Origin of the sequence: Rhodococcus sp. 114MFTsu3.1 (assembly GCF_000383555.1) — a bacterium.
GTDB classification, from domain to species: Bacteria; Actinomycetota; Actinomycetes; order Mycobacteriales; family Mycobacteriaceae; genus Rhodococcoides; species Rhodococcoides fascians_E.
Map to the genome: position 1 here is coordinate 198589 of NZ_KB911547.1, position 25320 is coordinate 223908.

The window sequence follows — 25320 nt, forward strand, 5'->3', positions numbered from 1 at the left end:
AACGTCTTGCGACAGATGCAGTGAGAAGCGGTAGCGGATTCGCCGAGGCTTATCACTCGCGTGCGAACAGGTGAAGCATTCACGAAATCGGGGCGCAACAATTCACGGCTATTTTTCGGCCATCATGTCTGCACTGGAACACGCCATCACCGCGTCCTTCGCAGCGCGGGAGCCCGAGCGCCCTGCACTGTCACCGTTGCGCGCCCTCGGCCGTCGGCAGCTGTCGGGAGTCGAAGTGTTCGCGCAGTCGGTGGCCACGACGGCGCCCGCCGCATCGATGGTGATTCTGCCGCTCACGATGCTCACCCACGAGACCATGCTCGCCGGTGTTCTGACGATACTGGCGGCGACGATCGTGGTGTCGTTGATCGCCTTCTGTGTCTCCCAGTTCACCCGGAGGTTCTCCTCGTCCGGAGGTCTGTACAGCTTCGCGGTCAAGGGGTCGGGACCGAGGGGCGCACTGACCGTGGGCGCAGCGATGCTGTGCAAATACTGCGCGAGTGGCGCAATGACCCTGTACTTCGGAGGACAGGCCGTCCGAACGGTTCTGCACGAGCTGGGCGTGCCCACCGGCGGAATCCTGGGTATCGCCGCGGTGCACGGTGTGATCGCAGCGGCGATGCTCGGATGTCTGCTCCGCGGAGTCAGATTCGCCGCGACGGCCATCCTCGTAGTGGAAGTCTGCTCGCTGCTGTTCATAACCGCCCTTCTCGTGTTTCCCAGCAGCGGCCCGGTCGAGATCGAACCGTCCGGGGCGCCGAACGGACTCATGATCGTCGCGCTCGGCGCCATGTTCTCGTTGGCCGGTTTCGAGAGCGCCACCTTCTTCGCCCCGGAGGCGAAGCGGCCTCTCGTCAACGTCACCAGAACCGTCCTCCTCACCCCGATCATCTGCGGTGCGCTGTTCACGTTCGCCGCGTGGGCTGTCTGGTCCGGCCGCGGCGGCGTGCTTGTCGATGCCTACCAGCACGGGACGTCGACGGGTATCGACGCGTGGCTCGTCGTGGCATTGAATCTCGGCCTGAGTTTCTCGTGGTTGGCCTCGGCCATGGCATCGTCGAATGCGGCGTCGCGCCTGCTGTACACGATGGGCGTCGAGAACGTGGTCACGCGCCGAGTCGCCCGCGTGCACCGAGTGTTCCGAACCCCGCACGTTGCTCTCTGGATCGTCGTCGGACTCGTCGTCGGGCTCGGTTCGCTGCTCGCGATCGCCGCCGGCATCCCGATCTTCGACAACTTCCGGTTCCTGGACGACGTTCGCTTGCTCGCCCGTGCGGCCGTCATCGTCGGATACGCCGTCGCCTCCGTAGCTGCAGTGGCGTTCCTGCGACGCATCGGCGAGCTGACGACACCCGTCGTGTGCGCCGGAGTGCTGGCATGTGCCTCCGGCACGGCGATTCTCGCGAATCTTCTGTTCACGGTCGGTGTGCAGCAGAACATCACGCTGCTCGTCATGCTCGGTCTGCTCGGCGCGTCCGGACTGGCGTGGCGCGCGGTTCTCCACCACAGACGGCCCCGGTCGCTCGACGCCGTCGGCGTCTTCGACAGCGCGGAAAGTCACGACGTACTGCCCGGAGCGGTGACGTACGGTGAGAATTCGCGCGGAGCCGTTGCCCTGGTGAAATCTCCTGCGTCCGAATCGCGCTGATGGCTCTTCGCACCGCACGAACCCACGAGCTCGGAGGACACGAACCCCGCGCAGTCCAGAAGGCACTTGCGCTGCTCGAAGCCGTTGCCCGTCTCGGTTCGGGTGCGACGGCCAAGGAAATCGCCCACGCGACGTCGACGCCGCCGGCAACGGCGTACCGATTGCTCAACATCCTGGTGGCCGACGGCTTTCTCGTACGGATCGACGATCTGTCGGGCTTCGCTCTGGGTCGTCGAACGCGGGAGCTCGCCGGAGCCGCACCGTCGACGGAGGTGGACTATTCACAGGTGATCGACACGGTACGAGGTCGGACCCGCTTCGGGGTCTATCTGGCGACGTACGCCGGCGACCGCATCCGGCTTCTCGATCGGGACCCGGACCACGAGCTCACCGGCGAGACGGCCCTGACGACACACGTGCACGCGTCGGCGATCGGAAAATTGTTGTTGGCCAATCGGGCCGACGGAAACTCGTTGGCGGATCTGCGTAAGTTCACATCCCACACCATCGTCGACCTCGCGGACCTCGCGATCGAGCTCAGTCGAATCCGTGCCACCGACGTCGCCACGGAACGCGACGAGATCAAGATGGGCAGGTCCGCCGTGGCGGTGCCGGTCCGCGACGACACGGGTGGGGTCTCCGGGTGCATCGCCGTGATCGGCCGCACCGGACGGCTCGATCCGGAGGATCCCGAGCTGCTCGACCTCCTGAGATCCAGTGCGAGCCAGATCACCCTGTGCGGGTGACGATGTCCGACGGTGACAGGTCCTGCACCGAGGAACACCCGAGGCCGAGGACCGCGGAGTCGAGGCCTCCGCGCAGAATGTCGAGAACGTTCTCGACCCCCGGCTGACCTGCGGCCGCCAGCCCCCACAGGTACGCACGACCGATCAACACCGCGCGTGCACCGAGGGCGACGGCTTTCGCGACGTCGCTGCCCCGGCGGACCCCACCGTCGAGGGTGATCTCGACCCGCTCCCCCACAGCGTCGACGATGCTGGGCAGCAGGCGGATCGACGCAGGTGTTCCGTCGAGGTTGTTTCCGCCGTGGTTGGACACCGACAGCGCCGTGCAACCGATGTCGACGGCTCGCTCCGCGTCGTCGACGCGTGCGATTCCCTTGAGCATGAACGGTCCACCCCACTGCTCACGCAGCCACGCAATGTCCTCCCACGTCGGGAGCGGTGTCCTCGTCCACTCGCGGTACGCGCCGAAGAACGTCGGTGGAGCGCCGCCGGGAGGGGTCAGATTCGGAGCCGTCAGATCAGGGATCGCCCCCGAGCGCACCCACTGTCCCAGCCACCGAGGATGCAAGACGGCCTCCGGCGCGAACCGAGCCATGGTGCGTAGATCGACCCGCTCCGGAATGGCCGGGCTCCCCCAGTCCCTGCCCTCCGAGAACGACCAGTCCATCGTCAGTATCAGCCCGACCGCGCCCGCTGCACGCGCTCGTTCGACCAGGTGAGACAGGAAGTCCCTCGACCCCACCCAGTGCAGTTGGAAGAACGTCTGCGGGTTCGCCGCGACGACGTCCTCGATGGACTTGCTCGCGAACAACGACAACCCCATCGGAACACCCTGCGCGGCAGCAGCTCTGGCCACCGCGACTTCACCGTCCGGATGTACCGCCTGCACACCCGTCGGCGAGATCACGACCGGGAACGACATCGGCTGACCCATCAACGTCGTCGACAGATCGCGTGCATCGGACAATCCCGCGACTCGGGGTGCAAATCCCAATTCGGCGAATGCAGCCGTGTTGTCCGCGACCGTGATGCCCTCTTCGGAACCGGCCAGCAACGCCGAATACACGGATCGGGGAAGCCGCTTCTTCGCGCGCCGCTGTGCCTCCGCGACAGTCTCGAACCACTCCTTGTCGTTGGACACTCTCGGTCAGACGCCGAGCTTCCGGTCGAATCCGAGCGGCATCACGACATCCGACGGCGACAGGTCGTGCACCGAAGAATGACCGAGACCGAGAACTGCCGAATCGACACCACCGCGCAGGATGTCGAGAACATTCTCCACACCGGCCTGGCCGTTGGCGGCCAGACCCCACAGGTAACCTCGGCCGATCAACACAGCCTTGGCGCCGAGGGCGAGGGCCTTGACGACGTCGCTCCCCCTCCTGATTCCACCGTCGAGGGTGATCTCGATCTGGTCGCCGACGGCATCGGCGATTGCGGGCAACGCTCGGATCGGTGCCGGGGTTCCATCGAGGTTGTTTCCGCCGTGGTTCGACACGGAGATCGCGCTGACCCCCGCGTCCACGGCCTTCTTGGCGTCGTCGACGCGCATGACTCCCTTCAGCATGAACGGACCACCCCACTGCTCGCGCAGCCAGGCGACGTCCTCCCACGTCGGAAGTGGGGTACCCATCCATTCGCCGTAGGCACCGAAGAACGTCGGCGCCGCACCACCGTCGGGCGGGGTGAGATTCGGGGTGGTCAGATCGGGAATCTTCCCGGTCTTCGCGAACTCCCACAGCCACTTCGGGCGGGTGATGCCCTCCGGCGCGAACTGCCACATCGCCTTCAGGTCCATCTTCTCCGGAATCGACGGGCTACCCCAGTCGCGACCGTTGGAGAACGACCAGTCGAGCGTCATGATCAGACCCACCGCGCCCGCTGCGCGTGCACGTTCCATGCGCTGCAGCAGCACTTCTCGCGAACCGACCCAGTACATCTGGAAGAACGTCTGCGGGTTGGCCGCCGTGACTTCCTCCACGGACTTGCTCGCGAACGAGGACAGGCCGATCGGAATTCCGCGTGCCGCCGCCGCCCTGGCCACGGCGACCTCGCCGTCGGGGTGCACCGCCTGCACACCCGTCGGCGAGATCATGACCGGGAAGGAGAGTGGCTGCCCCATGACTGTCGTCGCCAGGTCACGCTTGTCCGACAGACCTGCCACGTGGGGCGCGAAACCGAGCTCGCCGAACGCCGCGGTGTTGTCGTCGACGGTGATACCCCGTTCCGAGCCCGCCACCAGGGCGGCGTACACGGACTTGGGTAGACGCTTCTTGGCACGCCGCTGCGCCTCGGCAACGGTTTCGAACCACGCACTCTTGGCCATGACTGATTTCTTCCTATTCCATTCCTGCGAGGGGATTCTCGTCGCAGATCTTTGCCGGGGGCCGCATCATCAACGTGAGCGGAACCGATTTGCGGGGTGTCTTACGTTCACCGGACCGAGAATGATCGACGCTGGACTTGGGGATCTCCCCCGCCGCAGCCAACGCGAGTTCGCCGTTACCGATGACGCATTCGGGATCCGGACCGTCCATGGGGAGGCCGGTGAAGAATTTCGCAGCCATGCAACCGCCGCGGCACGAGTCGAAGAACGAGCACTTGGTGCACGCCCCCGACGTTTGCGGCGACCGCAGTTCCTGGAACAACTCCGATGTCTGCCAGACGGATTGGAACCCGCCCATACCGTCTTTCGCATCACGGACGATGTTGCCGGCGAGGAACTGCTCGTGGATGGCGAAGGGGCAGGCGTAGACGTCTCCGATCGGGTCGATCAAGCAGACGACACGGCCGGCGCCGCACAGATTCAAACCGGGCAGTGCGTCACCGAACGCGGACAGGTGAAAGAAGGAGTCTCCGGTGAGCACACCTTCGCCGTTGGCGACGAGCCAGTTGTACAGCTCGCGCTGCTGTCCCGCCGTCGGATGCAGATCGTCCCAGACGTCGGCTCCGCGTCCCGAGGGCCGAAGTCGCGTGATACGCAGTGTCGCACCGTACTTGTCGGCAAGCGCTTTGAAGTCGTCGAGCTGACTCACGTTGTGGCGAGTGACGACGACGGAGATCTTGGCGTCCTCGAACCCGGCTTCACGCAGGTTCTCCAGTGCACGGCAGGCCATGTCGAACGAACCGGGTCCGCGTACCGCATCGTTGACCTCGGCGGTGGCACCGTCGATCGAGATCTGTACGTCGACGTAGTCGGAGGCAGCCAGACGAGCAGCCACGTCCTTGTCGATCTTGACTCCGTTGGTCGAGAACTTCACACCGACCTGATGGGCCGTCGCATAGTCGACGAGCTCCCAGAAGTCGGATCGAACCGTCGGCTCACCACCACCGATGTTGACGTAGAACACCTGCATTTTCTGCAGCTCGTCGATGATCGATTTGCACTGTTCGGTGCTCAGTTCACGGGGATCTCGTCGACCCGAGGACGACAGGCAATGCACGCAGGAGAGGTTGCAGGCATAGGTCAGTTCCCAGGTCAGGCAGATCGGCGCGTCGAGGCCGAGTTCGAATTGGTCGACCAGCTTGCCCACCGCGGGTGGTGGTGCCGGTCTTTCGAGCATGGAGGTCATTTCGCTGTCCTCTTGGAGTTGAGGGGTGTCCGGCGCCCGAAGGGCTGGTTCGGGCGTCAGAGCTTGGTGATCATCTTCGAATCGGCCAGAGTGGCAAGCGCTCTGACGTACGGCGCGCGGGCTGACTGGTCGATTCCGGCTGCGGAGATCGCAGACTTCATGTCCGGATGCTGCGGGAAGGATTCGACGATCGCTACGATCGTGCGATTCTTCAGAAAGGAGAGCTTCCGTGTCCCGAAGTGGTAGAGCAGCGCCCCGAAGGATTCGGGGCGCAGCGCCACCTGCGGGTGAAGAGCCCACCGAGCGTCGAGGTCCACGGCTGGGAGTGCCTTCACGGGTGCCGACATGTCAGTAGACGCCGCACATGCCGTCGATGGACACTTCTTCCACCAGCGATTCTTCGATCAGGTCGGATTCGACCACGGCTGCGTTCGTCACATCGGTCTTCGGGTTCTGAGACATCGGTGTACCTCCATCGGCGAGACTTATCGGATGGGTCACAGTCATCGGTGACAGTGACTTGGTTCACCACCATAATGGCATCGAGTGCACAAAGACACCTATCGGAGAGAAAAAAGTGGTCAGTCGCAAGAAACCGTCCAGCCGGGTAGGTCGTCGCCCGTCCACGACGCGGGGGCAGATCAGCGATATCGCGATCGAACTGTTCGCCAAGAACGGTTTCGACACCACGAGCGTCGACGACATCGCCGACGCCGCGGGGATCGCCCGTCGTACGTTCTTCCGATATTTCGCATCCAAGAACGCGGTGCCGTGGGGTGATTTCGACGAGCAGTTGACGGCGTTACGCAGCCTGCTCGATTCGCTTCCCGACGACATTTCGCTCGCCGACGGCATTCGGTCGGCACTCCTGAAGTTCAATACTTTTCCCGACGACGAGACGCCCGTTCATCGCCAGCGAATGGAACTCATCCTCCGCAATCCAGCACTGCAGGGCTATTCGATGCTGATGTACGAGGGGTGGCGTGAGGTGATCGCCCAATACGTGGCGGCCCGAACCGATTCCGAGCCCACCGACCATTTTCCGCGAACCGTTGGCTGGATGGTCCTCGGTGTGGCAATCTCGGCGTACGAGCAGTGGTTGACGGACGACGAGTTGGACCTCGCTTCGTTGCTCTCCGATGGCGCTCGCACCCTGTACGGAGGTCTCGACGCCGATGCCGGCGCACCGAGCCCGCGCACCCCCTAGGAAAGATCCGACATGACCGAACTCGACGCTCTGGCCCCAGCCCACCAGAGGCGATGGACTCACGACAGCGTGACCGTCGAATACTCCGAGTCCCTCCCGCCTGGCGCAGTCGAGGTGCGGTGCTCCGCGCCACTGCGCGTCGAGCACGCGTTGACGTCCACGCACATCGGCGAGAGTCTGGTGCACCGCATCACGGATCTGACTCTGTCGCAGCGCGAGTTCGAACTCGTCATGGTGGGGCTGGTACTGACCACGGTGGCCGATCCACTGCAGGCGTGGACGACCTACTATCGAAACTCGCTCGACGACCTCCTCTCGGGTGCAGCCGAATTCGCGCCTGTTCATGCACGTGCCGAGACCCTTGTCACGGGGTCAGTTCTGGATCTCGGATCCTGCTTCGGCTTCTTCCCGCTCCGGCTCGCCCTCGACGGCGTCGACGTCACCGCCACGGACCTGTCCGCCGGGACGATGACTCTGCTGCGCACCGTCGCCCCGCACCTGGGCGCCACGCTCGACGTTCTCACCTGCGACGCGTCGGGGATTCCGGTAGCGCCGAACAGCGCGGACACCGTCACTGCGCTTCATCTGCTCGAGCACGTGGACGAGGAACTGGGCGGACGAATCGTCGCCGAGGCCATCCGAATCGCCCGCCGACGCGTCGTGATCGCGGTCCCGTTCGAGGCCGAGGCAACAGCCTGCCACGGACACGTCAGGACGTTCGACGCTGCCGCACTGACGGCGTTGGGGCTGAGCACAACCCTGCCCTACGAGGTGGACGAATTCCACGGCGGCTGGCTGGTTCTCGACACCACGCCCGCCGATGCACGGGTGGTGTCGATCAGATGAGACCTTGCTTGCTTGCCGCATAGACGGCTTCCGCCCGCCGGCTCACCCCGAGCTTGCGCATGATGTTGCTGACGTGGAACTTGACCGTCGTCGCGGAGATGAACAAACGGGTGCCGATGCTGTTGTTGGACAACCCTGTTGCCAGTAGGCGTAGCACTTCCAGTTCACGGTCGGTGAGACGCTCCACGGCAGATCCCTGACCGTTGAGCGATCGGATGACCGCTGACGCACTGCGCGAGTCGAAAGCACTCTCACCACGAGACACGGCCCGAATCGCTCGAACCAACTCGGTGGTGTCGACGTCCTTGACGACGTATCCGCGCGCCCCCGCGTGCACGGCCTCCACCACGAGTCGGTCGTCGAGGAACGTCGTCAACACCAACAAACCGATGGTCGGGTGCGCACCGGACAGCTGCGCACACAGAGCCAAGCCCTCGTAATCGGTACTCGCCGAAAGCTTGAGGTCCATGAGCACGATGTCCGGTTTCACGCGTTCGACGACGGCGAGGCCTTCCGCTCGCGACGACGCTTCACCGACGACGGACAGGTCCGCTTCACGTTCGAGGACGGATCTGAGTCCGTCACGGAGGATGGCGTGATCGTCGACCAGCACGATTCTGACCACTGTCGTCGATACTGTCATGATTGCTCACTCTCCTCGAGAAGGAATGCGTACCGAGATGCGCACACCTCCGATTCGGGCCCGGCGGATTTCGAGAACACCGCCGTGCTCACGTGCTCGTGCTGCCATGTTCGCGAGTCCGCGGTGCCGGCCGTCGACATCGTTGTTCTCCGCCAGCCGCTGCATCAGGCGTAGATGCGCGGGGTCACCGGTGCCGTCGTCGGCGATCGAGAGCGAGACGCCACCCTCGCGGTAGGCGAGCCGGATGACGGCTCGGTGCGCGCCCGCGTGAACGGCAGTGTTGAACAACGCTTCTCCAGCGATCCGCAGCAGATCGTGTTCGCAGTCGCTGCCCAATTCCACCGGCGTTCCCTCCACGCGAAGCGAGACCTGTAGCTCGTCGGGCATATGCACCACCGACAGTTGTTCGAGCATCTCGGGCAGAGATGTGCGATCCGCGTCCTGCGCGTGATTGAGCGCGTAGATGGCCGACCGCAGCTGCTCGACGGCACGTCGGGTGAGATCCTTGGCCAGATCCAGTCTTTCGGCCCGCTCGCCGGCTGGGATGTCGCCGAGGCACACCTCGATCTGCATGCCCGCGGACAGCACTGCTTGGGTCACGCTGTCGTGCAACTCGCGTGCGATTCGGTGGCGTTCCTCGTCGAGTACCTGGTGACGATGCGCAGCGCCCAACTGCCGCTGGGTGGCTTCGAGTTCGGCGTTGCGGACAGCGAGATCCGCGGCGGTGCGGTGTGCTTCGGAGTAGGCACTCTCCGCACGTTCGAGCAGGACTCGCCTGCTCTGGTACAGAGCGGAGTTCTGCAGCGCCACAGCGGTTTGACTGGCCAGAATGCTGAGGACGGCGGAGTCGGTCGCGTCGAGCACTCGATGCGTCGAGGTCCATGCAGCGAACGCTCCGACCACACCGCCGTCCAGCGCGATCGGAACGAAGGCGTGGTGGGATTCGATCTGTGGCTCCCGTCCGTCGCCGATCCTCGCCAGCCGGATCGACTCCAGGCACTCCACGACGTCGTCCGGTAAGGGAGGACCGACGACGTTGTCGACCAGGAACGGCGTGGCGTCCGGCCCGAGGACCAGACGTCGGGGTCCGGCGTCCGGCAGTGCGCCGTCGGCGAGGGCGAAAACCACCCACTGTGCACTCAGATGCGCCCGCGCGGCTTCGGCGACCGCGCAGATCAGCGTCTCCGGCCCGTCGACCGTACGCACCAACGCCCTGGAGATCAGTTCGAGTGCGTGTACGACGCGTTCGAGCCGCTCGGCGGCGCCCCGATACTGCGGATAGAACGTGCTCTTCCCCGACCGCAGCCCAGTCAGTAGCGACAGGTCCGGCTGCTGGGCGGTCACAGTGCGGTCCTGAACAACGCCGCCATCTCCTCGTGGGACGCGTGGCGGGGATTGGTGGACATGCATGCGTCGCGCAGCGCGTTGGTGGCGAGGACCTCGATGTCGGCGTCGCTGACGCCGATCTCGGCGAGCCCCTTCGGAACTCCGACCTGGCGTGCCAGCTCTTCGACCCGTGCGGCGACGGCAAGCGCTGCTTCCTCGGCCGGTCCACGACCCTCCGGCAGCCCGAGGCTGGTCGCGATTGCCACGTAGGGCAGCGGGTCGGCTGCGGCGTTGAATCGAATGACGTGAGGCAGCAACACACCGTTGATGACCCCGTGGGGCAGGTCGAGCAGTCCCCCGACCTGATGACTCATCGCGTGCGTGGCACCGAGAATTGCGTTGGTGAAGGCCAGGCCCGCCTCGAGGCTTGCCTGCGCCATGGAGGTTCGCGCCGTCATGTCGGTCGGTACGTCCATCGTCTGCGCAAGGTGCGAGGTCACCATCGTCACGGCACGAAGCGCGTGGTGATCGGTGAGCTGGTTGTGGCCGAGCGAGACGAACGCTTCGATCCCGTGAGTGAGCGCGTCGAGACCCGTTGCAGCGTTGAGCCATTCCGGCATCGTGGTGAGCAACCGAGGATCGATGACGGTGATGTCCGGGACGAGTGCGCGCCCGAGGATGGTGATCTTGGTCGAGCGGGTGGTGTCGGTGACGATGCAGAACTGCGACACGTCGGCCCCGGTCCCGGACGTCGTCGGCACCATCACGAGCGGCGGAATCGGCCGCGTCGCGCGGTCGACTCCCTCGTAGTCCAGTATCGAGCCGCCGTTGCCGGCCAGGACCGCGATGCCCTTGGCAGCGTCCATCACCGACCCCCCGCCGATGGCGACGATGACGTCGCAGCCCGATTCCTGATAGATCTCGTGGCCCGCCTCGATCTCGACATCCTTGGGGTTGGGGGTCAGCCCGCTCCACGACGTCGGGGACAGGCCCTGTGCTTCGAGGTGATGACCGAGCTGTGCGACCCAGCCTGTGTCGATGAGGCCCGCGTCGGTCACGACCAGCGGGCGCTGCGCCCCGAGGCGCAGAGCTGCGTGCGCAACTTCGCCGAGCGAATCCTGGCCGAACACTATCTCCGGCGCATGGAATTTGAGCACGCGTGGCGCCTCGACCGAACTGCGGTGCGAGTGCAGATCGTGCAGCGCCTGTCCGGTCTCGGCAGTCTCGATCATCGGGGCCCCTGTACGTTCCGGTAGCGGAGTATCCCCCTACCGTGTGATCAAGGTTACAGCTCCACGCCAGGCATCCCCACCAGCCGACGTCCAGGTGGGTGCCTGCCCGATCGGGTAGGTACGGCGGCCGCGAACGCGGCCGCCGTCGCCACCGCGGCACCTGCTGATCGTGCTCGGTGTCACCCGACCGAGCTCGCGCTCTCACTGCGGGACGCGAGAACGAACCCGGTCGACGAGAGGACCGCGAGAACGATCACGAAAGCGCCGTAGACCAGCGTCGTCGGCTCGAGACCGAACGTGTGCACCGCGATCCCGCCGACGACGGCCGGAACACTGAAGGCCAGGTAGCTGAGGACGAAGGTCGTAGCGAAGACGCTTCCGCGCTCGTCCGCTGGAACGAGGCCGCCGAGTGTGCGCATGGCGCCGAGGAACGTCGCTCCCCATCCGGCACCGGCGACGACGGACCCGACGAAGTACAGCGGGACCGTCTCCGTCGCAACGGAGACCAGCGAGGCGGCGACACCCAGCGCCAGCACGAGCGTTCCCACGATCATCACCGTGCGCGGCGGCAGAGTCCGCACCACGGCAGCGGACACCGCGCCGGAGAAGAACAGCGCGAATATCTCGACACCGCCGATGATGTGGTTGTCGATGCCGAAGATGGTGCCGATGATCGACGGTCCCAGAGACAGGTGGAACCCGCCGAGCGACCACGTCGCTATCAGCGCGGGCACGATCATGAGGAACGGAACGCGCGCTCCGGTGGGGAACGCCGCTCTCGGCAGCAGCAGCCGAGCGAGGTGGCGTTTCGATTCGATGGTGCGAAGCGACGATGTCTCGGGAACGAAGACCACCGCCGCCGCGAGCAGAACCACCGCCGCGATCAACAGCGCGTAGACCAGGACGGTCGGAGCGGGCGCCAACTGTACGAGCAGCCCCGACCCCAGCGCACCGGTGGCAAGCCCCACCGACGGTGCGACGCTGTTGACCAGGGGCCCCGCCGTACTGTTCGGCTGCAGATCGATGACGGCCGCGCTCAGCGCACCGGTGGCGGTACCCGCGGCAAGGCCTTGCACCACTCTCGCGGCGATCAGACCGCCGACCCCGTCTGCGGCGATGAACAGCACGAGACTGATCGCCAGCAGTACCAGCGCGCCGATCAGGATCGGTTTCCGGCCGACGTGATCCGACAGACTTCCGACCGTGAGCAGAGCCAGGAGCAGCGCGAGGGCGTACACCGCGAACACGACGGTCAGCATCGTCGAGGAAAATCCCCACGACGCTTGGTACACGGGGTAGAGCGGTGACGGGGCGGCGGACGACGCCATGACGACCAGATAGGTGACGCCGACGGTCCAGAAGGCCAGCGACGCGGACATCCTCCGCGAGGATGCGACGGGAATCGTCGAATCGAGATCGGTGTTGACCATTCGTAGCCTCCGGGCGGGTCGCTAAAGCCAAGATCATTGCTTTTACTCACGATAGACCGAGGCGCCGCTTAAAGCCAATCGGTTTGCAATAATGGTGGAATGTCCGAAGTCGAGCCGTCCAGCGTCCGCCGCCCCGGGGGCAGGAGCGCCCGGATACGCACCCTCGTCCACCGGGCCGTGACCGATTTGATCGACGACAACGCCGAGCCGTTGACTGTGCCGCTCGTCGCCCAACGTGCCGGCGTCGCCGCGACCACCGTCTACCGTCGGTGGGGTGATATCGACACTCTCCGAACCGAAGTGGCACTGGAGGTTCTCTCTGCGGATGCCGACGTACCGGACACCGGCGACCTCCGTCGTGATCTACACGTGTGGTGTGAGTTCCTCGTCACGGACATCACGCGGCCGGAGAAAACAGCGTTGCTTCGCTCCCTGATCGGGGCCATGCGCGACGCCGACAGGAGCCGTTGTCTCGACAAACGCGAAGACCAGATCGACACGATCCTGCGGCGTGCCACGGAGCGCGGAGACGACGCGCCGTCGCACCGCACCGTCATGGACCACGTCGTGGCCCCGCTCTACTTCAGAGTCGTGTTCGGACTCGGCGGAACAGACGCAGCCTTCGCGCGGTCACTGGTGAACGATGTGCTCGCCCGCCAGCAATCGGCCCTCTCGATGGGCGAGAGCACTGGCCGGTAGCGACCCTGCTCGTCCACTCATCGACACCGTGACCGTTCCGCCGCCGCCGGTCGACTTCCCGAGCTCGTCGATCCTCCGAAGTGCCTGCCGCGCAACAGCTTCCGCACTGTCGAACAACCGAGTTCCAGGGGGCAGAGCCGCGGCGATCTCGGCCGCCACCAACGGGTAGTGCGTACACCCCAGCACGACCACATCCACGTCGGCGGGCGTGCGGTCGGCGGCCTCGCGAATCGCTGCGGACACAGCGGAGGAATCTCCGCGGTCGATCGACTCCGCCAGCGAATGGCACGCAACGGCGGTGACCGTGCGGCCGGCCGCGAACTCCTCGATCAGTCGCGCTTGATACGCACTGGCCGTCGTCGCTGCCGTCGCCCACACCGCGAAGCGATCACTCTGTGCCGCAGCAGGTTTGATCGCCGGAACGGTGCCGATCACCGGAACGGATCCCACGTGCGCACGCAGGTCCGCCAACGCCGTCACGCTCGCGGTGTTGCACGGCAGTACCAGAGCCTCCGCGCCAGCCTCGATCCCACGATCCGCGGCCGCCAGCACACGCTCGATCACCACATCGTCCGGCTTCGGACCCCACGGCGCATTGTCGGGATCCATCAACAGGATCAGATCGAGCTCGGGACGCAGCTGCTTCAGCCACGCCGACGTCGGCAACAGGCCGAGCCCCGAGTCGATCAATCCGACAAGCATCCGATTCAGCCCAGTGCCTGCTCGACGTCGCCGACGAGATCGGCTGCGTCCTCGATGCCGACCGACAGACGAACCAAGTCGTCGGGGACCTCCAGCAACGACCCGGCTGTCGACGCGTGCGTCATGGCGCCCGGATGCTCGATCAGCGACTCGACACCTCCGAGCGATTCGGCGAGAGTGAAGATCTCGGTCCGTGCGCAGAAGTCGAGAGCGGCTTGCTTGCCACCGTTCAAGCGCACCGAGATCATGCCGCCGAAACGCCGCATCTGCTTCGCCGCAACCTCGTGCGACGGATGCGACGCCAAACCCGGGTAGATGACCTGGGAGATAGCGGAGTGGCCGCTCAGCAGCTCGACCAGCTTCTCCGCGTTGTCGCTGTGCCGTTCCATGCGCAGCGCCAAGGTCTTGATACCCCGAAGAGTCAGGAATGCATCGAACGGGCCGGGCACACCGCCTGCACCGTTCTGCAGGAAGGCGAACGCCGCGTCGACCTCCTCGTCGTCGGTGACAAGAGCACCACCCACGACGTCGGAGTGCCCGCCGATGTACTTGGTGGTCGAATGCAGTACGACATCGGCACCGAGCTGTAGCGGCTGTTGCAGGTACGGCGACGCGAACGTGTTGTCGACGACCAGCTTGGCGTTCTTCTCGTGGGCGACACCGGCAAGCGCCTCGATGTCACCGACGTTCAGAAGCGGGTTCGTCGGAGTCTCGACCCACACGAGCTTGGTGTTGGGGCGGATCGCGTCACGCACTGCGTCGACGTCGGACACCGCGGCCACCGAGTACTCGATCCCCCACTGAGTGAACACCTTGTCGATCAGCCTGAACGTGCCGCCGTAGGCATCGTTGGGAATGACGAGGTGATCACCGGGACGCAACGTCGCGCGGAGCAGCGCATCCGTCGCCGCCATGCCCGACGAGAACGCACGGCCGTACGTGCCCGACTCGATCGCGGCAAGATTCGCTTCGAGCGGCCGACGCGTCGGATTACCGGTGCGGGCGTACTCGAAGCCACTGCGCATACCGCCGACGCCGTCCTGAGCAAACGTCGAACTCGCGTAGATCGGGACATTGACCGCGCCGGTCAGCGAGTCCGGCTCGTAACCGGCATGAACCGCTTTGGTCGAGAACCCCTGCCACGAACTGCTGTCTGCCTTGCTGCGCTGCTCACTCATGACTTTCAGCCTAATAGGGTCATTACTGCAGGCTCCACTCCCGCCTGGTTGGGTCATTACTGCAGGCTCCACTCCCGCCTGATAGGCGAGAGTTCTCGGTAGCCTTCGGGAGACACTGCAAAGCGAAACGAGGCGTTTGACCGTGGCTGATTCACAGACCGTCGACGAGCTGTTCTCCATCGACTCCCTTCTGGATTCCGAGGAGAAGGACATCCGCGACACCGTTCGAAAGTTCGGCCGCGAACGTATCCGGCCCCACCTCGCGGACTGGTTCGAGGACGGCACCGTCCCCGCGAGGGAGCTGGCTAAGGAACTGGGCGCACTCGGACTGTTGGGGATGCATCTCGAGGGTTACGGGTGCGCGGGCACGTCTGCCACTGCCTACGGCCTCGCCTGCCTGGAGCTCGAGGCCATGGATTCCGGCATTCGTAGCCTTGTCTCCGTCCAGGGTTCGCTGGCGATGTTCGCGATCTGGAAGTACGGCTCCGAGGAGCAGAAGCAGCAGTGGCTGCCCGGTATGGCCGAGGGATCGCTCATCGGTTGCTTCGGGCTGACCGAGGCCGACTACGGATCCAACCCGGGCGGAATGCGGACGCGGGCCAGGAAGGACGGCAGCGACTGGGTCCTCAACGGCTCCAAGATGTGGATCACGAACGGCCCGGTCGCCGATGTCGCCGTCGTCTGGGCTCAGACCGACGAGAAAATACGAGGGTTCGTCGTCCCGACGGACACGCCGGGATTCACGGCGAACACCGTCAAGAAGAAGCTCTCGCTTCGTGCGTCGATCACCGGCGAACTGGTGCTGGAGGACGTCCGGCTGCCCAGTGATGCCGTGCTCCCCGACGCTCATGGACTACGTGGCCCGCTCAGCTGTCTCAACGAAGCCCGCTTCGGCATCATCTTCGGCGCGATGGGTGCGGCACGTGACTGCATCGAGTCGGCCATCGAGTACTCGAAGACACGGGAGGTGTTCGACAAGCCACTCGGCGGTTACCAGCTGACGCAGGCCAAGCTCGCGAACATGGCACTCGAACTCGGCAAAGGTCAACTGCTCGCGCTGCACCTCGGCCGACTGAAGGACAAGGGCGAGCTGCGGGGAGAGCAGGTGTCCGTCGGCAAGCTCAACAACGTGCGCGAAGCGATCGCGATTGCCCGCGAGTGCCGGACGATTCTCGGTGCCAACGGCATCACCCTGGAGTACCCGGTGCTTCGTCACGCCAACAACCTGGAGTCCGTCCTCACGTACGAGGGAACGTCCGAGGTACACCAGTTGGTGGTGGGGCAGGCACTCACCGGCACCAGCGCGGTTCGCTGATTCCGCTGTGAGCGGTTGTGTACGGCCCGCCATACACAACCACTCACGTAGGGGGTCAGGCGCCCTTGGACAGGAATCCGAGCAGGTCGTGTCGGGTGATGACGCCGACGGGCTTGCCCTCCTCCACGACCATCAGGGCGTCGGTCTCCCCGAGAGCCTTGGTGGCGTCGGAGACGTTCTCGCCTGCACCGATGAGGGGGAACGGCTCGCTCATGTGCTTGGCGACCGGGTCCGCCAGTGACGCACGGCCCTCGAAGACCGCGCTCAGCAGTTCGCGCTCGGTGACGCTGCCCGCGACCTCGCCCGCCATCACGGGAGGCTCCGCGCCGACGACCGGCATCTGCGAGACGCCGTACTCGCGCAGGATCTCGATGGCGTCACGCACGGTTTCCGACGGGTGCGTGTGCACCAGGTCGGGAAGGGCGCCGGACTTGCCGCGGAGCACGTCGCCCACCGACGGCTCGTCGGTCTTGCCGTCCAGGCGCGAGCGAAGGAAGCCGTAGGACGACATCCAGTCGTCGTTGAAGATCTTCGCGAGGTAGCCACGACCGCCGTCGGGCAGCAACACGACGACGAGAGCGTCGGGGCCTTCACGCTCGGCGACACGCAGGGCACCGACGGCAGCCATACCGCACGATCCGCCGACCAGGAGCCCTTCTTCGCGTGCGAGGCGTCGCGTCATGTCGAAGGAGTCGGCGTCGGACACGGCGATGATCTCGTCGGGAATGGACGGGTCGTAGGCCGACGGCCAGAAGTCCTCACCGACGCCCTCGACGAGGTACGGACGGCCGGTGCCACCCGAGTAGACCGAGCCTTCGGGGTCGACGCCGATGACCTTGACCTTGCCGCCGGAGATCTCCTTGAGGTACTTGCCTGTTCCGGAGATGGTTCCACCCGTTCCGACGCCCGCGACGAAGTGGGTGATCTTGCCGTCGGTGTCGGCCCAGATCTCGGGTCCGGTGGTTTCGTAGTGGCTCTGCGGGCCTGCCGGGTTGGCGTACTGATTGGGCTTCCACGCACCGTCGATCTCGCGCACCAGGCGATCGGACACGCTGTAGTAGCTGTTGGGGTCCTCGGGAGCGACAGCCGTCGGGCAGACGACCACCTCGGCTCCATAGGCGCGCAGCACGTTGCGCTTGTCCTCGCCCACCTTGTCCGGGCACACGAAGACGCACTTGTAGCCACGCTGCTGCGCGACGAGGGCCAACCCGACCCCGGTGTTGCCCGAGGTCGGTTCCACGATGGTCCCGCCCGGCTTCAACTCGCCCGACGCCTCGGCAGCGTCGATCATCTTGATGGCGATGCGGTCCTTGCTGGACCCGCCCGGGTTGAGGTATTCGACCTTGGCCACAACCGACCCCGCGTTGTCGCCGACAACAGAGGAGAGCTTGACCAACGGGGTGTTGCCGATGAGTTCGGTGACGTGCTGAGCGATGCGCATGACTTCATCTTCCCAGATCGCGCTCGGAGCGGAGTCCTCGGAACGACTCGATCGCACCCGACGCGCTTCTTGGTACCCCCGAGACACCGCGAACGGATGCTTACGATGGACGTGTGGCGCAGACCGTGGGAAAGAGAACGTGTCGGTGAGTCGGTGGAAGGGCGCAGCCAAGGCGGGCGCCGCGACGGTGATTGCAGGCTCGTCAGCTGGGACAGCGTCGTGGGCTGCGTACAAGCATCTGATGGCCCAAGCGACGTCTGCTCGCGGGGTGATCGGACGCTCGACGGCAAAACCTCCGGAGGCCGACGGCGTCTACGGGCCCGGTGATCGCACGCCGGAACGGTGGCGAATCGGGAGTTCGGCAGATATTCATCTGATGATCTTCGGCGACTCGACTGCCGCGGGCGTCGGCTGCACTGTCGCCGACGAAGTACCGGGAGTCCTGGTTGCCCGTGGGCTCGCCGACGAAACCGAGAAGCGGGTCCGGCTGAGCACCAAAGCAATCGGCGGCGCGACGTCGAAAGGCCTGGAGGGCCAGGTCGACGCGATGTTCGTCGCCGGCCCGCCACCGGACGCCGCGGTCATTCTGATCGGCGCGAACGATGTCACCAAGAAGTTCTCCATCGCGGCGTCGGCCGCGCGACTGGGCAACGCAGTGGAACGCTTGACGGCGAAGGGCACGGTCGTCGTCGTGGGAACGTGCCCCGATCTCGGCGTCGTGACCGCGATACCCCAACCTCTGCGAACGATCGTCCGAAACTGGGGTCTTCGGCTGGCACGCGCACAGTCCGACGCGACCCTGAAAGCAGGCGGGCACCCCGTGGCGTTGGCGGACTTGCTGTCTCCCGAGTTTCTCGCAGCCCCGGACACGATGTTCTCCGCGGACCGGTTCCATCCGTCGGCTGCCGGCTACGAACTCGCCGCTCGCCAGTTGCTTCCTGTCCTGGCTGCGGCGTTGGGCGAGTGGCACGGTGGTCCGCTCCCCGAGCTCCCCGACGTGTCCGCCGCGGCCGAATCCCGCCGTTTCGTGCCGCGCGCGGCGGCATCGTTGGAGAGTTTCCTACGTCGCCGACGAAGCGAAACGGAGGCGCACAACCAGCCCTACCCGCCGGTAACTTAGTATCCACGGTAATCAACCCTAGGAGAGTTCATGCCAGAAGCAGTGATCGTCAGTACCGCTCGTTCACCCATCGGCCGCGCGATGAAGGGCTCGCTGAAAGACATCCGTCCCGACGACCTCACCGTGCAGATGGTCGCCGCCGCGCTCGCGAAGGTTCCCGAGCTCGACCCGACCGACATCGACGACCTCCTTCTGGGATGCGGCCTTCCCGGAGGCATGCAGGGCAACAACCTCGCTCGCATCGTGGCAGTCCTGCTCGGCTACGACTCGCTTCCCGGCACCACCATCACCCGCTACTGTTCCTCCTCGCTGCAGACCACGCGCATGGCCTTGCACGCCATCAAGGCAGGCGAGGGCGACGTGTTCATTTCCGCAGGCGTCGAGAGCGTCTCCAACTTCATTCACGGCAGCTCCGACTCCCTGCCGCAGAGTCACAACCCGCTGTTCGCCGACGCCGAGGCACGCACCAAGAAGGCGCAGGAAGAGGGCGCGGACAGCTGGACCGATCCCCGCGAGAGCGGCGAGCTGCCCGACGCGTACATCGCCATGGGTCAGACCGCCGAGAACGTCTCGCTGTTGACCGGCATCAGCCGCGAGGATCAGGACCACTGGGCCGTCCGCAGCCAGAACCGGGCCGAGGAAGCTATCAACTCCGGCTTCTTCGAGCGCGAGATCACCCCGGTCACACTCCCGGACGGCACCGTCGTGTCCACGGACGACGGCCCCCGTGCGGGCACGACCTACGAGAAGATCAGCGAGCTCAAGCCGGTCTTCCGCCCCAACGGAACGGTCACGGCAGGCAACGCGTGCCCGCTGAACGACGGAGCGGCCGCACTCGTCATCATGAGTGACACCAAGGCCAAGGCGCTCGGCCTGACGCCGCTGGCCCGCATCGTGTCCACCGGCGTCACCGGAACCTCCCCCGAGATCATGGGACTCGGACCGATCGAGGCCACCAAGCGGGCGCTGAAGATCGCGAATCTCTCCATCTCCGACATCGACCTGTTCGAGATCAACGAGGCGTTCGCGGTGCAGGTCCTCGGTTCGGCACGTGATCTCGGCATCGATCACGACAAGCTGAACATCTCCGGTGGCGCAATCGCCGTCGGTCACCCGTTCGGCATGACCGGCGCGCGCATCACCACGACCTTGCTGAACAACCTGAAGACACAGGACAAGACGTTCGGCGTGGAGACCATGTGCGTCGGCGGCGGCATGGGAATGGCCATGGTGCTCGAGCGTCTCAGCTGACGCGTCCTTCGAGCCACCCGCAGGAACGCGAAAGGCCCCGCACTCACGAGGAGTGCGGGGCCTTTCGCGGTGACTACTAGTCGTTGTTGAAGTAGCTGAGCAGTCGCAGGATCTCGACGTACAGCCACACCAGCGTGATGGTCAGGCCGAGGGCCACACCCCAGGCAGCCTTTTCCGGCGCCTGCGCGCGGATGAGCTGGTCCGCCTGATCGAAGTCCAGCAGGAAGCTGAACGCGGCGATGCCGATGCAGACGAGGCTGAAGATGATGGCGATGGGTCCGCCGTCGCGGAGGCCGAGGCCGCCGTCCATGAAGAAGCTGGCGACGAGGTTACCGAGCGCCAGCACGACGACGCCGATGAGTGCACCGACGATCATGCGGGTCAGGCGCGGGGTGACGCGGATGGCACCGGTCTTGTAGACGACGAGCATTCCGAAGAACACACCGAACGTACCGAGCACGGCCTGCGAGATCAGCGTTCCGGCCGACGCACCCTGGATCGGGAACGTGAACAGGAACGACAGAGCACCGAGGAAGATGCCTTCGGCGACCGCGTAGGCAAGCACGACTGCCTTGCTGTCCATCTTGCGGCCGAACGTCGCGAACAGGACCAGGCCGAGACCGACCAGACCGCCACCGATGACGAAGGGAGCTGCGAGGCCGGGGTTACCGTCGACGAGGATGAACGAGACGATTGCAGTGAGCGCGAGCACACCGAGCGTGATGCCCGTCTTGGTCACGACGTCGTCGATCGTCATCGCCCGCGACGTGGGGCCTGTCTGGTAGGGATCGCCGTAGGCCTGCGGCTGACCGAACTGCTGAGCAGCCTGCGAGGCACCTGCCGTCGCAGAGCCGAACGTGGCGTATCCGCCGCCCTCTTGCTTGGGCAGGTTGCGGAACACCGGGTTGCTGGAGGTGCGCACCGTGTCGCGTCCTTTCTGAAGGGTGAATCCTTCTTCGAGTTCGAGCCCGTCGCGTCGCGCCGAGCCCGACAACCGGTAGTGAACCGGCAGCTGTACGTAAAACTCCCACATACGGACAAAAGTTCCCAGTCGGACCACACGACTTCCGACAATTCGGACTCTACCTTCCTTCGTGACGAACCGCGCAGACACCGGCAGTTTCCCGCGGCGCCTCGGCGGGCACTATGGATCACATGAGTATCGAAGACGGACCAGGCGACACTTTGGACCAGAGCGAAAGCCTCGACTCGGACGAGGTGCGCAACGACGACGGCGACGACATCGTCGATGCACCGGACCATTACAGCGAGGCCGACCGGTTCGGAACGACGCCGAACGAAGCGCTCGAAGGCGAGAGCCTGGACGAGAAGCTGAGCGAGGAAGAGCCCGACACCGCCCTCGAAGACGAGGAACGGTCGGTGGCGGAAACTCCGGACGACGAGCTGACCGAGGAGATCGTGGACCACGAGATCGTCGGTTCGGACGAGGACCCGGACATCGATTACGCGGACGGCCAGCGTCAGGCCGAGATCGTGGAGGGGACACTCGTCGAGGACCGGGGCCGCGATCGCGGCCAGATCGACGGCACGCCGGAAGACGGCGGCCCGGTCGAGTAGACGAGCTGGTCAGACGACCGACCGGGTGACGGTGAATTTTGCGTTCTTCCCCGCCACCGCGGTCGGTCCCACCGCGTCGGCCAGTGCACGCCGGTAGTTGAGGTGAGTGTTGTAGACGGTCCACATCTCGCCGTTCGGACGTAACACCCGCCCTGCTGCCTCGAACAACTTCTGGGCGCTGCCGGTGTGCAGGGACGCCCCTTCGTGGAACGGCGGGTTGCATACGATCAGATCGACGGAGGAGTCGGGGAACGTGGAAAGTGCGTCGTCCCGCACGACGTCGATGTCCAGACCGTTCGCCCTCGCGGTCGCAGTCGCCGACGCCACCGCCGCGGCGGATCTGTCGCTTGCGTGGACCCGAGCCTCGCTCCGCGCACGGGCCAGCAGGCAGGCGAGTATCCCGGTTCCGCAGCCGAGGTCGACGATCTGACGAGCACCGGGCAACATCCGGTCCGTGAATTCGGTCAGGAACCGGGTTCCGACGTCGAGCTTCGCCCCGGCGAACACCGCACCGTGCGCGACGACGGTGAGATCGAGGTCGTCGAGCACCGCGGTCACGGGATAACTTCGAGTCTCGGAAGGGACGGGTTTCGACGCCGTCAGGACGCGAGCTTTCTGTCTGCCCCGGCCCGCGGTGACCGTCTCGAAGGACGATCGGAGCACGGCGTTCATCGCCGGCGCCATGTGCTTGTCCCGGCCACCCGCGAGCACGACCACCCCCGGATCGGCGTGGGCGGCGATCGCCTCGGCGATCTCGGTCAGTTCTGCGAGGCTGCGCGGCAACTGCATCAGCACCAGGTCCGCGCCGCTGAGCAACGACTGGTCCAACGCGTGGTGAGTGTGCGCCCCGGACATGCCCGCCGAGGTCGCATTGCGATCGAGTGCGAGTTCGCCCGTGTACGAATCCTGGTGGACGCGAATGCCGGTCACGCCGTACTGCACCTGCAGTCCGAGCGTGAGCGCGCCGTAGCGATCACCGATCACCGTGATCCGTCGGGCGGCCACGTCCGAAACCGATTCGCCTACCGTGTCGAGCAGAAGCCGGTCCGCGGCGTCGACGGCAAAGAGGTTGACGGCCTCCGCGTCGGGGCGGCGACGGAGTCCGGACAGGACAGTTTCGAGATCGGGCACGACGCCCAGTCTCCCACCCCTCGACGTCGCTTTCCAAAAACGTTGGCGGTCAATATTTTTCTCGCGTGCTGCTCAGCGCGTCCAGGTGGCGTTTTCCCTCGAACGGGGGCATGCTTCATAAGATGGAACCGAATATCAAGATCGAGGCTCTTTTCAGCCACGCTGACAAGACTGCCGCCGAATCCACGTCCGAGAACAGCAAGCCCGCCGTGTACACGCCTCTGTTCAGCGGAGAAGCCGGGTCAGGCCAGATAGCGTAGGTAGTCCAACGCCTTGTCCGCGTGCACGTGAGCACGCTCGCTCGTCACCACCAGCCGCACCACCCTGTCGCGATCGATGACGAACGTCGTTCGCTTCACCGACAGGAGCTGACGGAGGATTCCACGCTTCGCAGCGTGAGACGAACGGTTGGAAATTTCCTGCCGGCGTCGGCGGCGCATGAGCCACCCGCCACGCCTGACTCCGAACTGGCCCGCCACCGAGGCGTCCGAGTCGGCGAGCAGCGGATAGTCGAAGGAACGCTGCAACGCGAAGTGCGACTGTTTGTCGGTGGTGTCGGTGCTGATCCCGACTCGTTGAGCCCCCAGGGCCTCGAACGACCGGCCCAGATCCCGGAAGTGGCAGGCCTCGGCCGTGCAGACCGGACTGGACGCCGCAGGATAGAAGAACAGCACCACCGGGCCCCTGGCCAGCAACTCACCGAGGGACCGCACATTCCCCTCGTGATCCGGTAGCCGAAAATCCGGCGCCGTTTGTCCAGTACGCATGCTGGACAGGGTACGTGTCCGATTCAGTCTGTCGGGACGAGCAGTGAAGATTTCAACCGTTCGACCTGGTCGACGCCTATTCCGAGCTCGCTCAGATATCCGTCGAACGATCCGTAGAGCTCGTCGACGACGCTCAGCCCGTGTCGGTAGTACTCCTCGGTGACACCGAGGACGGCGTTGGACAGAAACACCGAGCTGCCATCGCTCGTGCTCTCGCGGCCCTGCCCGTCACCGTCCGACCAGATGTCGGACAGGTGCGCGCGCAGCGGAGCGATTGCCGCATTGCTGGCCAGGTAGTCGGTCAGGATGTCCTGTTCGAGCACCCCCGCCGCGCGCAGGACCGTCGCTATCGTCCATCCGGCGCGATCCTTGCCCGCAGCGCAGTGCACGAGAACGCCACCACTGCCGTCCGAGACCGCGTCGACGACGCGACGGATGGCCACCTTCGCCCCGGCGAGCGAGGGAAACGACGTGTAGGCGCGCATCATGTACTGCAACTGCGCATCGGCGTCGACGACGTTGCCGAGCTCGTGCGGGGCGCGTTCACCCTTGTGGTTCTCGTACGGAGTGCTGTGCACCCGGACCGAGGACGGCACGCGATCACGACCGGCGCGGTCGATCTCGGACTGCCCACGAAGATCCACCACGTGGCGCACTCCGGTACGGACGAGCATGTTCTCGCCCTCGGAATCCAGCCGGCTCAGCTCGGAGGATCGAAACAACCGGCCTCGCCGAACCTCGCGACCGTCGGCCGTCCGAGCGCCCCCGACATCGCGGAAGTTCCACGCTCCGGACAGTCGGAACTGGTCGGTCGATTCGATACTGGCCATGAACGCACACTAGCCACGAGGCGATGATCCGCGATCTGCCGGGGCGCCTTCGCACGCACGGAACGGTCGTCGCCACTACCGTGAATCCATGACCGATTTCGACCGCACCGACGCCCGCCTCTTGCTCGCCCTGTGCGCGAAACCGCGTGCTACCGGCGTCGAACTCGCCGGAGATCTCGGTCTTTCTCGCAACACCGTGCAAGCTCGACTCACTCGGTGGGAGGACAAGGAGGCCCTGACGCCCATCGATCACCGAGTTCGGCCGCGCAGTCTCGGCTACGCCTTGCAGGCCTTCGTCACCACGAGGGTCGATCAGCATCGACTCGCAGAAGTCACCGACCATCTGGGAACCATTCCGGAGGTGCTCGAGGTGTTCGGACTCTCCGGTGCCTCCGACATGCACATCCGGATCGCGGCCGTCGACGCCGACGACCTCTACCGGGTGGCGGGTCTGATCCTGAAGATCCCGGGTGTGGAACGCACCAACATGTCGATCGCGATGAGCGAGCTCATCCCCTACCGGACCAAGCCGCTGCTCGAGCGGGCTTCCGGCCTCGAACCTACTGCGGGCGTGCGCAGCCGGGACGCCGAGAGCCCGGACAGTCGGAATCGGCGCCGCCCCCGACGCGACGCCGACCGACCTCGACCGTAGCTCATC

Annotated in this window: 26 protein-coding genes; 10 read left to right on the forward strand and 16 right to left on the reverse strand. The window is 65.4% G+C overall.

What is annotated here, in order from left to right:
• Positions 1 to 124 precede the first annotated feature (124 nt).
• Positions 125 to 1648: an APC family permease gene (locus H292_RS0109160; protein ID WP_019663508.1), complete on the forward strand. Its 1524-nt coding sequence runs from the start codon at positions 125 to 127 to the stop codon at positions 1646 to 1648.
• Entirely contained in the window at positions 1648 to 2394 is a 747-nt protein-coding gene (locus H292_RS0109165) for an IclR family transcriptional regulator (protein WP_019663507.1), read from the forward strand. Before H292_RS0109160 ends, H292_RS0109165 begins: the two co-directional genes overlap by 1 nt.
• Here the strand turns inward: H292_RS0109165 and mftD (H292_RS0109170) are convergent.
• The 5 genes from mftD (H292_RS0109170) to mftA are packed head-to-tail and all read right to left on the reverse strand — an operon-like array spanning position 2378 to position 6428.
• Entirely contained in the window at positions 2378 to 3535 is a 1158-nt protein-coding gene (gene mftD / locus H292_RS0109170) for a pre-mycofactocin synthase MftD (RefSeq protein ID WP_019663506.1), read from the reverse strand. The two genes, H292_RS0109165 and mftD (H292_RS0109170), sit on opposite strands and share 17 nt — an antisense overlap.
• A 6-nt stretch (positions 3536 to 3541) precedes the next feature.
• Positions 3542 to 4720, reverse strand: coding sequence for a pre-mycofactocin synthase MftD (mftD, locus tag H292_RS0109175; protein WP_020111190.1), 1179 nt, complete (start codon positions 4718 to 4720; stop codon positions 3542 to 3544).
• Positions 4721 to 4733: 13 nt separating this feature from the next.
• The gene (gene mftC, locus H292_RS0109180) at positions 4734 to 5966 is read right to left on the reverse strand and encodes a mycofactocin radical SAM maturase (protein WP_026347504.1); all 1233 of its coding nucleotides are present in this window, start codon (positions 5964 to 5966) and stop codon (positions 4734 to 4736) included.
• Between the two features lie 56 nt (positions 5967 to 6022).
• Complete coding sequence (gene mftB, locus H292_RS0109185) at positions 6023 to 6313, reverse strand: mycofactocin biosynthesis chaperone MftB (RefSeq protein WP_020111191.1); 291 nt, start codon at positions 6311 to 6313, stop codon at positions 6023 to 6025.
• A 1-nt stretch (position 6314) separates the two neighbouring features.
• Complete coding sequence (mftA, locus tag H292_RS27845) at positions 6315 to 6428, reverse strand: mycofactocin precursor MftA (RefSeq protein ID WP_019663502.1); 114 nt, start codon at positions 6426 to 6428, stop codon at positions 6315 to 6317.
• A 115-nt stretch (positions 6429 to 6543) separates the two neighbouring features.
• Between mftA and mftR the strand changes: the two genes are divergently transcribed.
• Complete coding sequence (mftR, locus tag H292_RS0109195; RefSeq protein WP_019663501.1) at positions 6544 to 7173, forward strand: mycofactocin system transcriptional regulator; 630 nt, start codon at positions 6544 to 6546, stop codon at positions 7171 to 7173.
• A gap of 12 nt (positions 7174 to 7185) precedes the next feature.
• On the forward strand, positions 7186 to 8019 hold the full coding sequence (gene mftM / locus H292_RS0109200) for a mycofactocin oligosaccharide methyltransferase MftM (RefSeq protein WP_020111192.1): 834 nt from the start codon (positions 7186 to 7188) through the stop codon (positions 8017 to 8019).
• Here mftM and H292_RS0109205 read toward each other — a convergent pair.
• The 4 genes from H292_RS0109205 to H292_RS0109220 all read right to left on the reverse strand — a co-directional run bounded on the left by H292_RS0109205 (position 8012) and on the right by H292_RS0109220 (position 12650).
• A complete protein-coding gene (locus H292_RS0109205; RefSeq protein ID WP_026347503.1) occupies positions 8012 to 8662 on the reverse strand; it encodes a MadR family response regulator transcription factor in 651 nt (216 codons plus the stop codon). The two genes, mftM and H292_RS0109205, sit on opposite strands and share 8 nt — an antisense overlap.
• Before the next feature lie 6 nt (positions 8663 to 8668).
• Positions 8669 to 10006 carry a MadS family sensor histidine kinase gene (locus tag H292_RS0109210; RefSeq protein WP_019663498.1) on the reverse strand — a complete coding sequence of 446 codons (1338 nt, stop codon included), beginning with the start codon at positions 10004 to 10006 and terminating at the stop codon, positions 8669 to 8671.
• Positions 10003 to 11220, reverse strand: coding sequence for an iron-containing alcohol dehydrogenase (locus H292_RS0109215; RefSeq protein WP_019663497.1), 1218 nt, complete (start codon positions 11218 to 11220; stop codon positions 10003 to 10005). The genes H292_RS0109210 and H292_RS0109215 overlap by 4 nt, the downstream gene beginning before the upstream one ends.
• Positions 11221 to 11399: 179 nt before the next feature.
• Complete coding sequence (locus tag H292_RS0109220; protein WP_020111193.1) at positions 11400 to 12650, reverse strand: MFS transporter; 1251 nt, start codon at positions 12648 to 12650, stop codon at positions 11400 to 11402.
• 99 nt (positions 12651 to 12749) lie between these two features.
• Here H292_RS0109220 and H292_RS0109225 point away from each other — a divergent pair, with 99 nt between their 5' ends.
• On the forward strand, positions 12750 to 13349 hold the full coding sequence (locus H292_RS0109225) for a TetR-like C-terminal domain-containing protein (RefSeq protein WP_019663495.1): 600 nt from the start codon (positions 12750 to 12752) through the stop codon (positions 13347 to 13349).
• Here the strand turns inward: H292_RS0109225 and H292_RS0109230 are convergent.
• Together H292_RS0109230 and H292_RS0109235 are read right to left on the reverse strand one after the other, a co-directional pair.
• Positions 13281 to 14051: a glutamate racemase gene (locus H292_RS0109230; RefSeq protein ID WP_020111194.1), complete on the reverse strand. Its 771-nt coding sequence runs from the start codon at positions 14049 to 14051 to the stop codon at positions 13281 to 13283. The genes H292_RS0109225 and H292_RS0109230 overlap by 69 nt on opposite strands.
• A 5-nt stretch (positions 14052 to 14056) precedes the next feature.
• Complete coding sequence (locus H292_RS0109235) at positions 14057 to 15229, reverse strand: cystathionine gamma-synthase (RefSeq protein WP_019663493.1); 1173 nt, start codon at positions 15227 to 15229, stop codon at positions 14057 to 14059.
• A 142-nt stretch (positions 15230 to 15371) separates the two neighbouring features.
• Between H292_RS0109235 and H292_RS0109240 the strand changes: the two genes are divergently transcribed.
• The gene (locus tag H292_RS0109240) at positions 15372 to 16544 is read left to right on the forward strand and encodes an acyl-CoA dehydrogenase family protein (RefSeq protein ID WP_020111195.1); all 1173 of its coding nucleotides are present in this window, start codon (positions 15372 to 15374) and stop codon (positions 16542 to 16544) included.
• 55 nt (positions 16545 to 16599) lie between these two features.
• Here the strand turns inward: H292_RS0109240 and H292_RS0109245 are convergent, their stop codons facing one another.
• Positions 16600 to 17985, reverse strand: coding sequence for a cystathionine beta-synthase (locus tag H292_RS0109245; RefSeq protein ID WP_027498704.1), 1386 nt, complete (start codon positions 17983 to 17985; stop codon positions 16600 to 16602).
• A 139-nt stretch (positions 17986 to 18124) separates the two neighbouring features.
• On the opposite strand from H292_RS0109245, the gene H292_RS0109250 reads away from it, so the two are divergent.
• Together H292_RS0109250 and H292_RS0109255 are read left to right on the forward strand one after the other, a co-directional pair.
• Positions 18125 to 19105 (forward strand): SGNH/GDSL hydrolase family protein, encoded by a 981-nt coding sequence (locus tag H292_RS0109250; RefSeq protein WP_020111197.1) that lies wholly within the window; start codon positions 18125 to 18127, stop codon positions 19103 to 19105.
• A gap of 30 nt (positions 19106 to 19135) precedes the next feature.
• Complete coding sequence (locus H292_RS0109255; RefSeq protein ID WP_019663489.1) at positions 19136 to 20356, forward strand: acetyl-CoA C-acetyltransferase; 1221 nt, start codon at positions 19136 to 19138, stop codon at positions 20354 to 20356.
• Positions 20357 to 20432: 76 nt separating this feature from the next.
• Here H292_RS0109255 and H292_RS0109260 read toward each other — a convergent pair whose 3' ends face one another.
• Positions 20433 to 21278 (reverse strand): Bax inhibitor-1/YccA family protein, encoded by an 846-nt coding sequence (locus H292_RS0109260; protein ID WP_026347500.1) that lies wholly within the window; start codon positions 21276 to 21278, stop codon positions 20433 to 20435.
• Between the two features lie 233 nt (positions 21279 to 21511).
• Here H292_RS0109260 and H292_RS0109265 point away from each other — a divergent pair, with 233 nt between their 5' ends.
• Complete coding sequence (locus tag H292_RS0109265) at positions 21512 to 21934, forward strand: hypothetical protein (protein ID WP_026347499.1); 423 nt, start codon at positions 21512 to 21514, stop codon at positions 21932 to 21934.
• A 9-nt stretch (positions 21935 to 21943) separates the two neighbouring features.
• Here H292_RS0109265 and H292_RS0109270 read toward each other — a convergent pair whose 3' ends face one another.
• From H292_RS0109270 to H292_RS0109285, 3 genes are all read right to left on the reverse strand, one after another.
• The gene (locus H292_RS0109270; RefSeq protein ID WP_019663486.1) at positions 21944 to 23065 is read right to left on the reverse strand and encodes a class I SAM-dependent methyltransferase; all 1122 of its coding nucleotides are present in this window, start codon (positions 23063 to 23065) and stop codon (positions 21944 to 21946) included.
• A gap of 242 nt (positions 23066 to 23307) precedes the next feature.
• On the reverse strand, positions 23308 to 23832 hold the full coding sequence (locus H292_RS0109280; RefSeq protein WP_026347498.1) for a peroxiredoxin: 525 nt from the start codon (positions 23830 to 23832) through the stop codon (positions 23308 to 23310).
• A gap of 23 nt (positions 23833 to 23855) precedes the next feature.
• Positions 23856 to 24662 carry a tyrosine-protein phosphatase gene (locus tag H292_RS0109285; RefSeq protein ID WP_020111199.1) on the reverse strand — a complete coding sequence of 269 codons (807 nt, stop codon included), beginning with the start codon at positions 24660 to 24662 and terminating at the stop codon, positions 23856 to 23858.
• Between the two features lie 88 nt (positions 24663 to 24750).
• Between H292_RS0109285 and H292_RS0109290 the strand changes: the two genes are divergently transcribed.
• Positions 24751 to 25314 (forward strand): Lrp/AsnC family transcriptional regulator, encoded by a 564-nt coding sequence (locus H292_RS0109290; protein ID WP_019663482.1) that lies wholly within the window; start codon positions 24751 to 24753, stop codon positions 25312 to 25314.
• Positions 25315 to 25320: the final 6 nt, after the last annotated feature.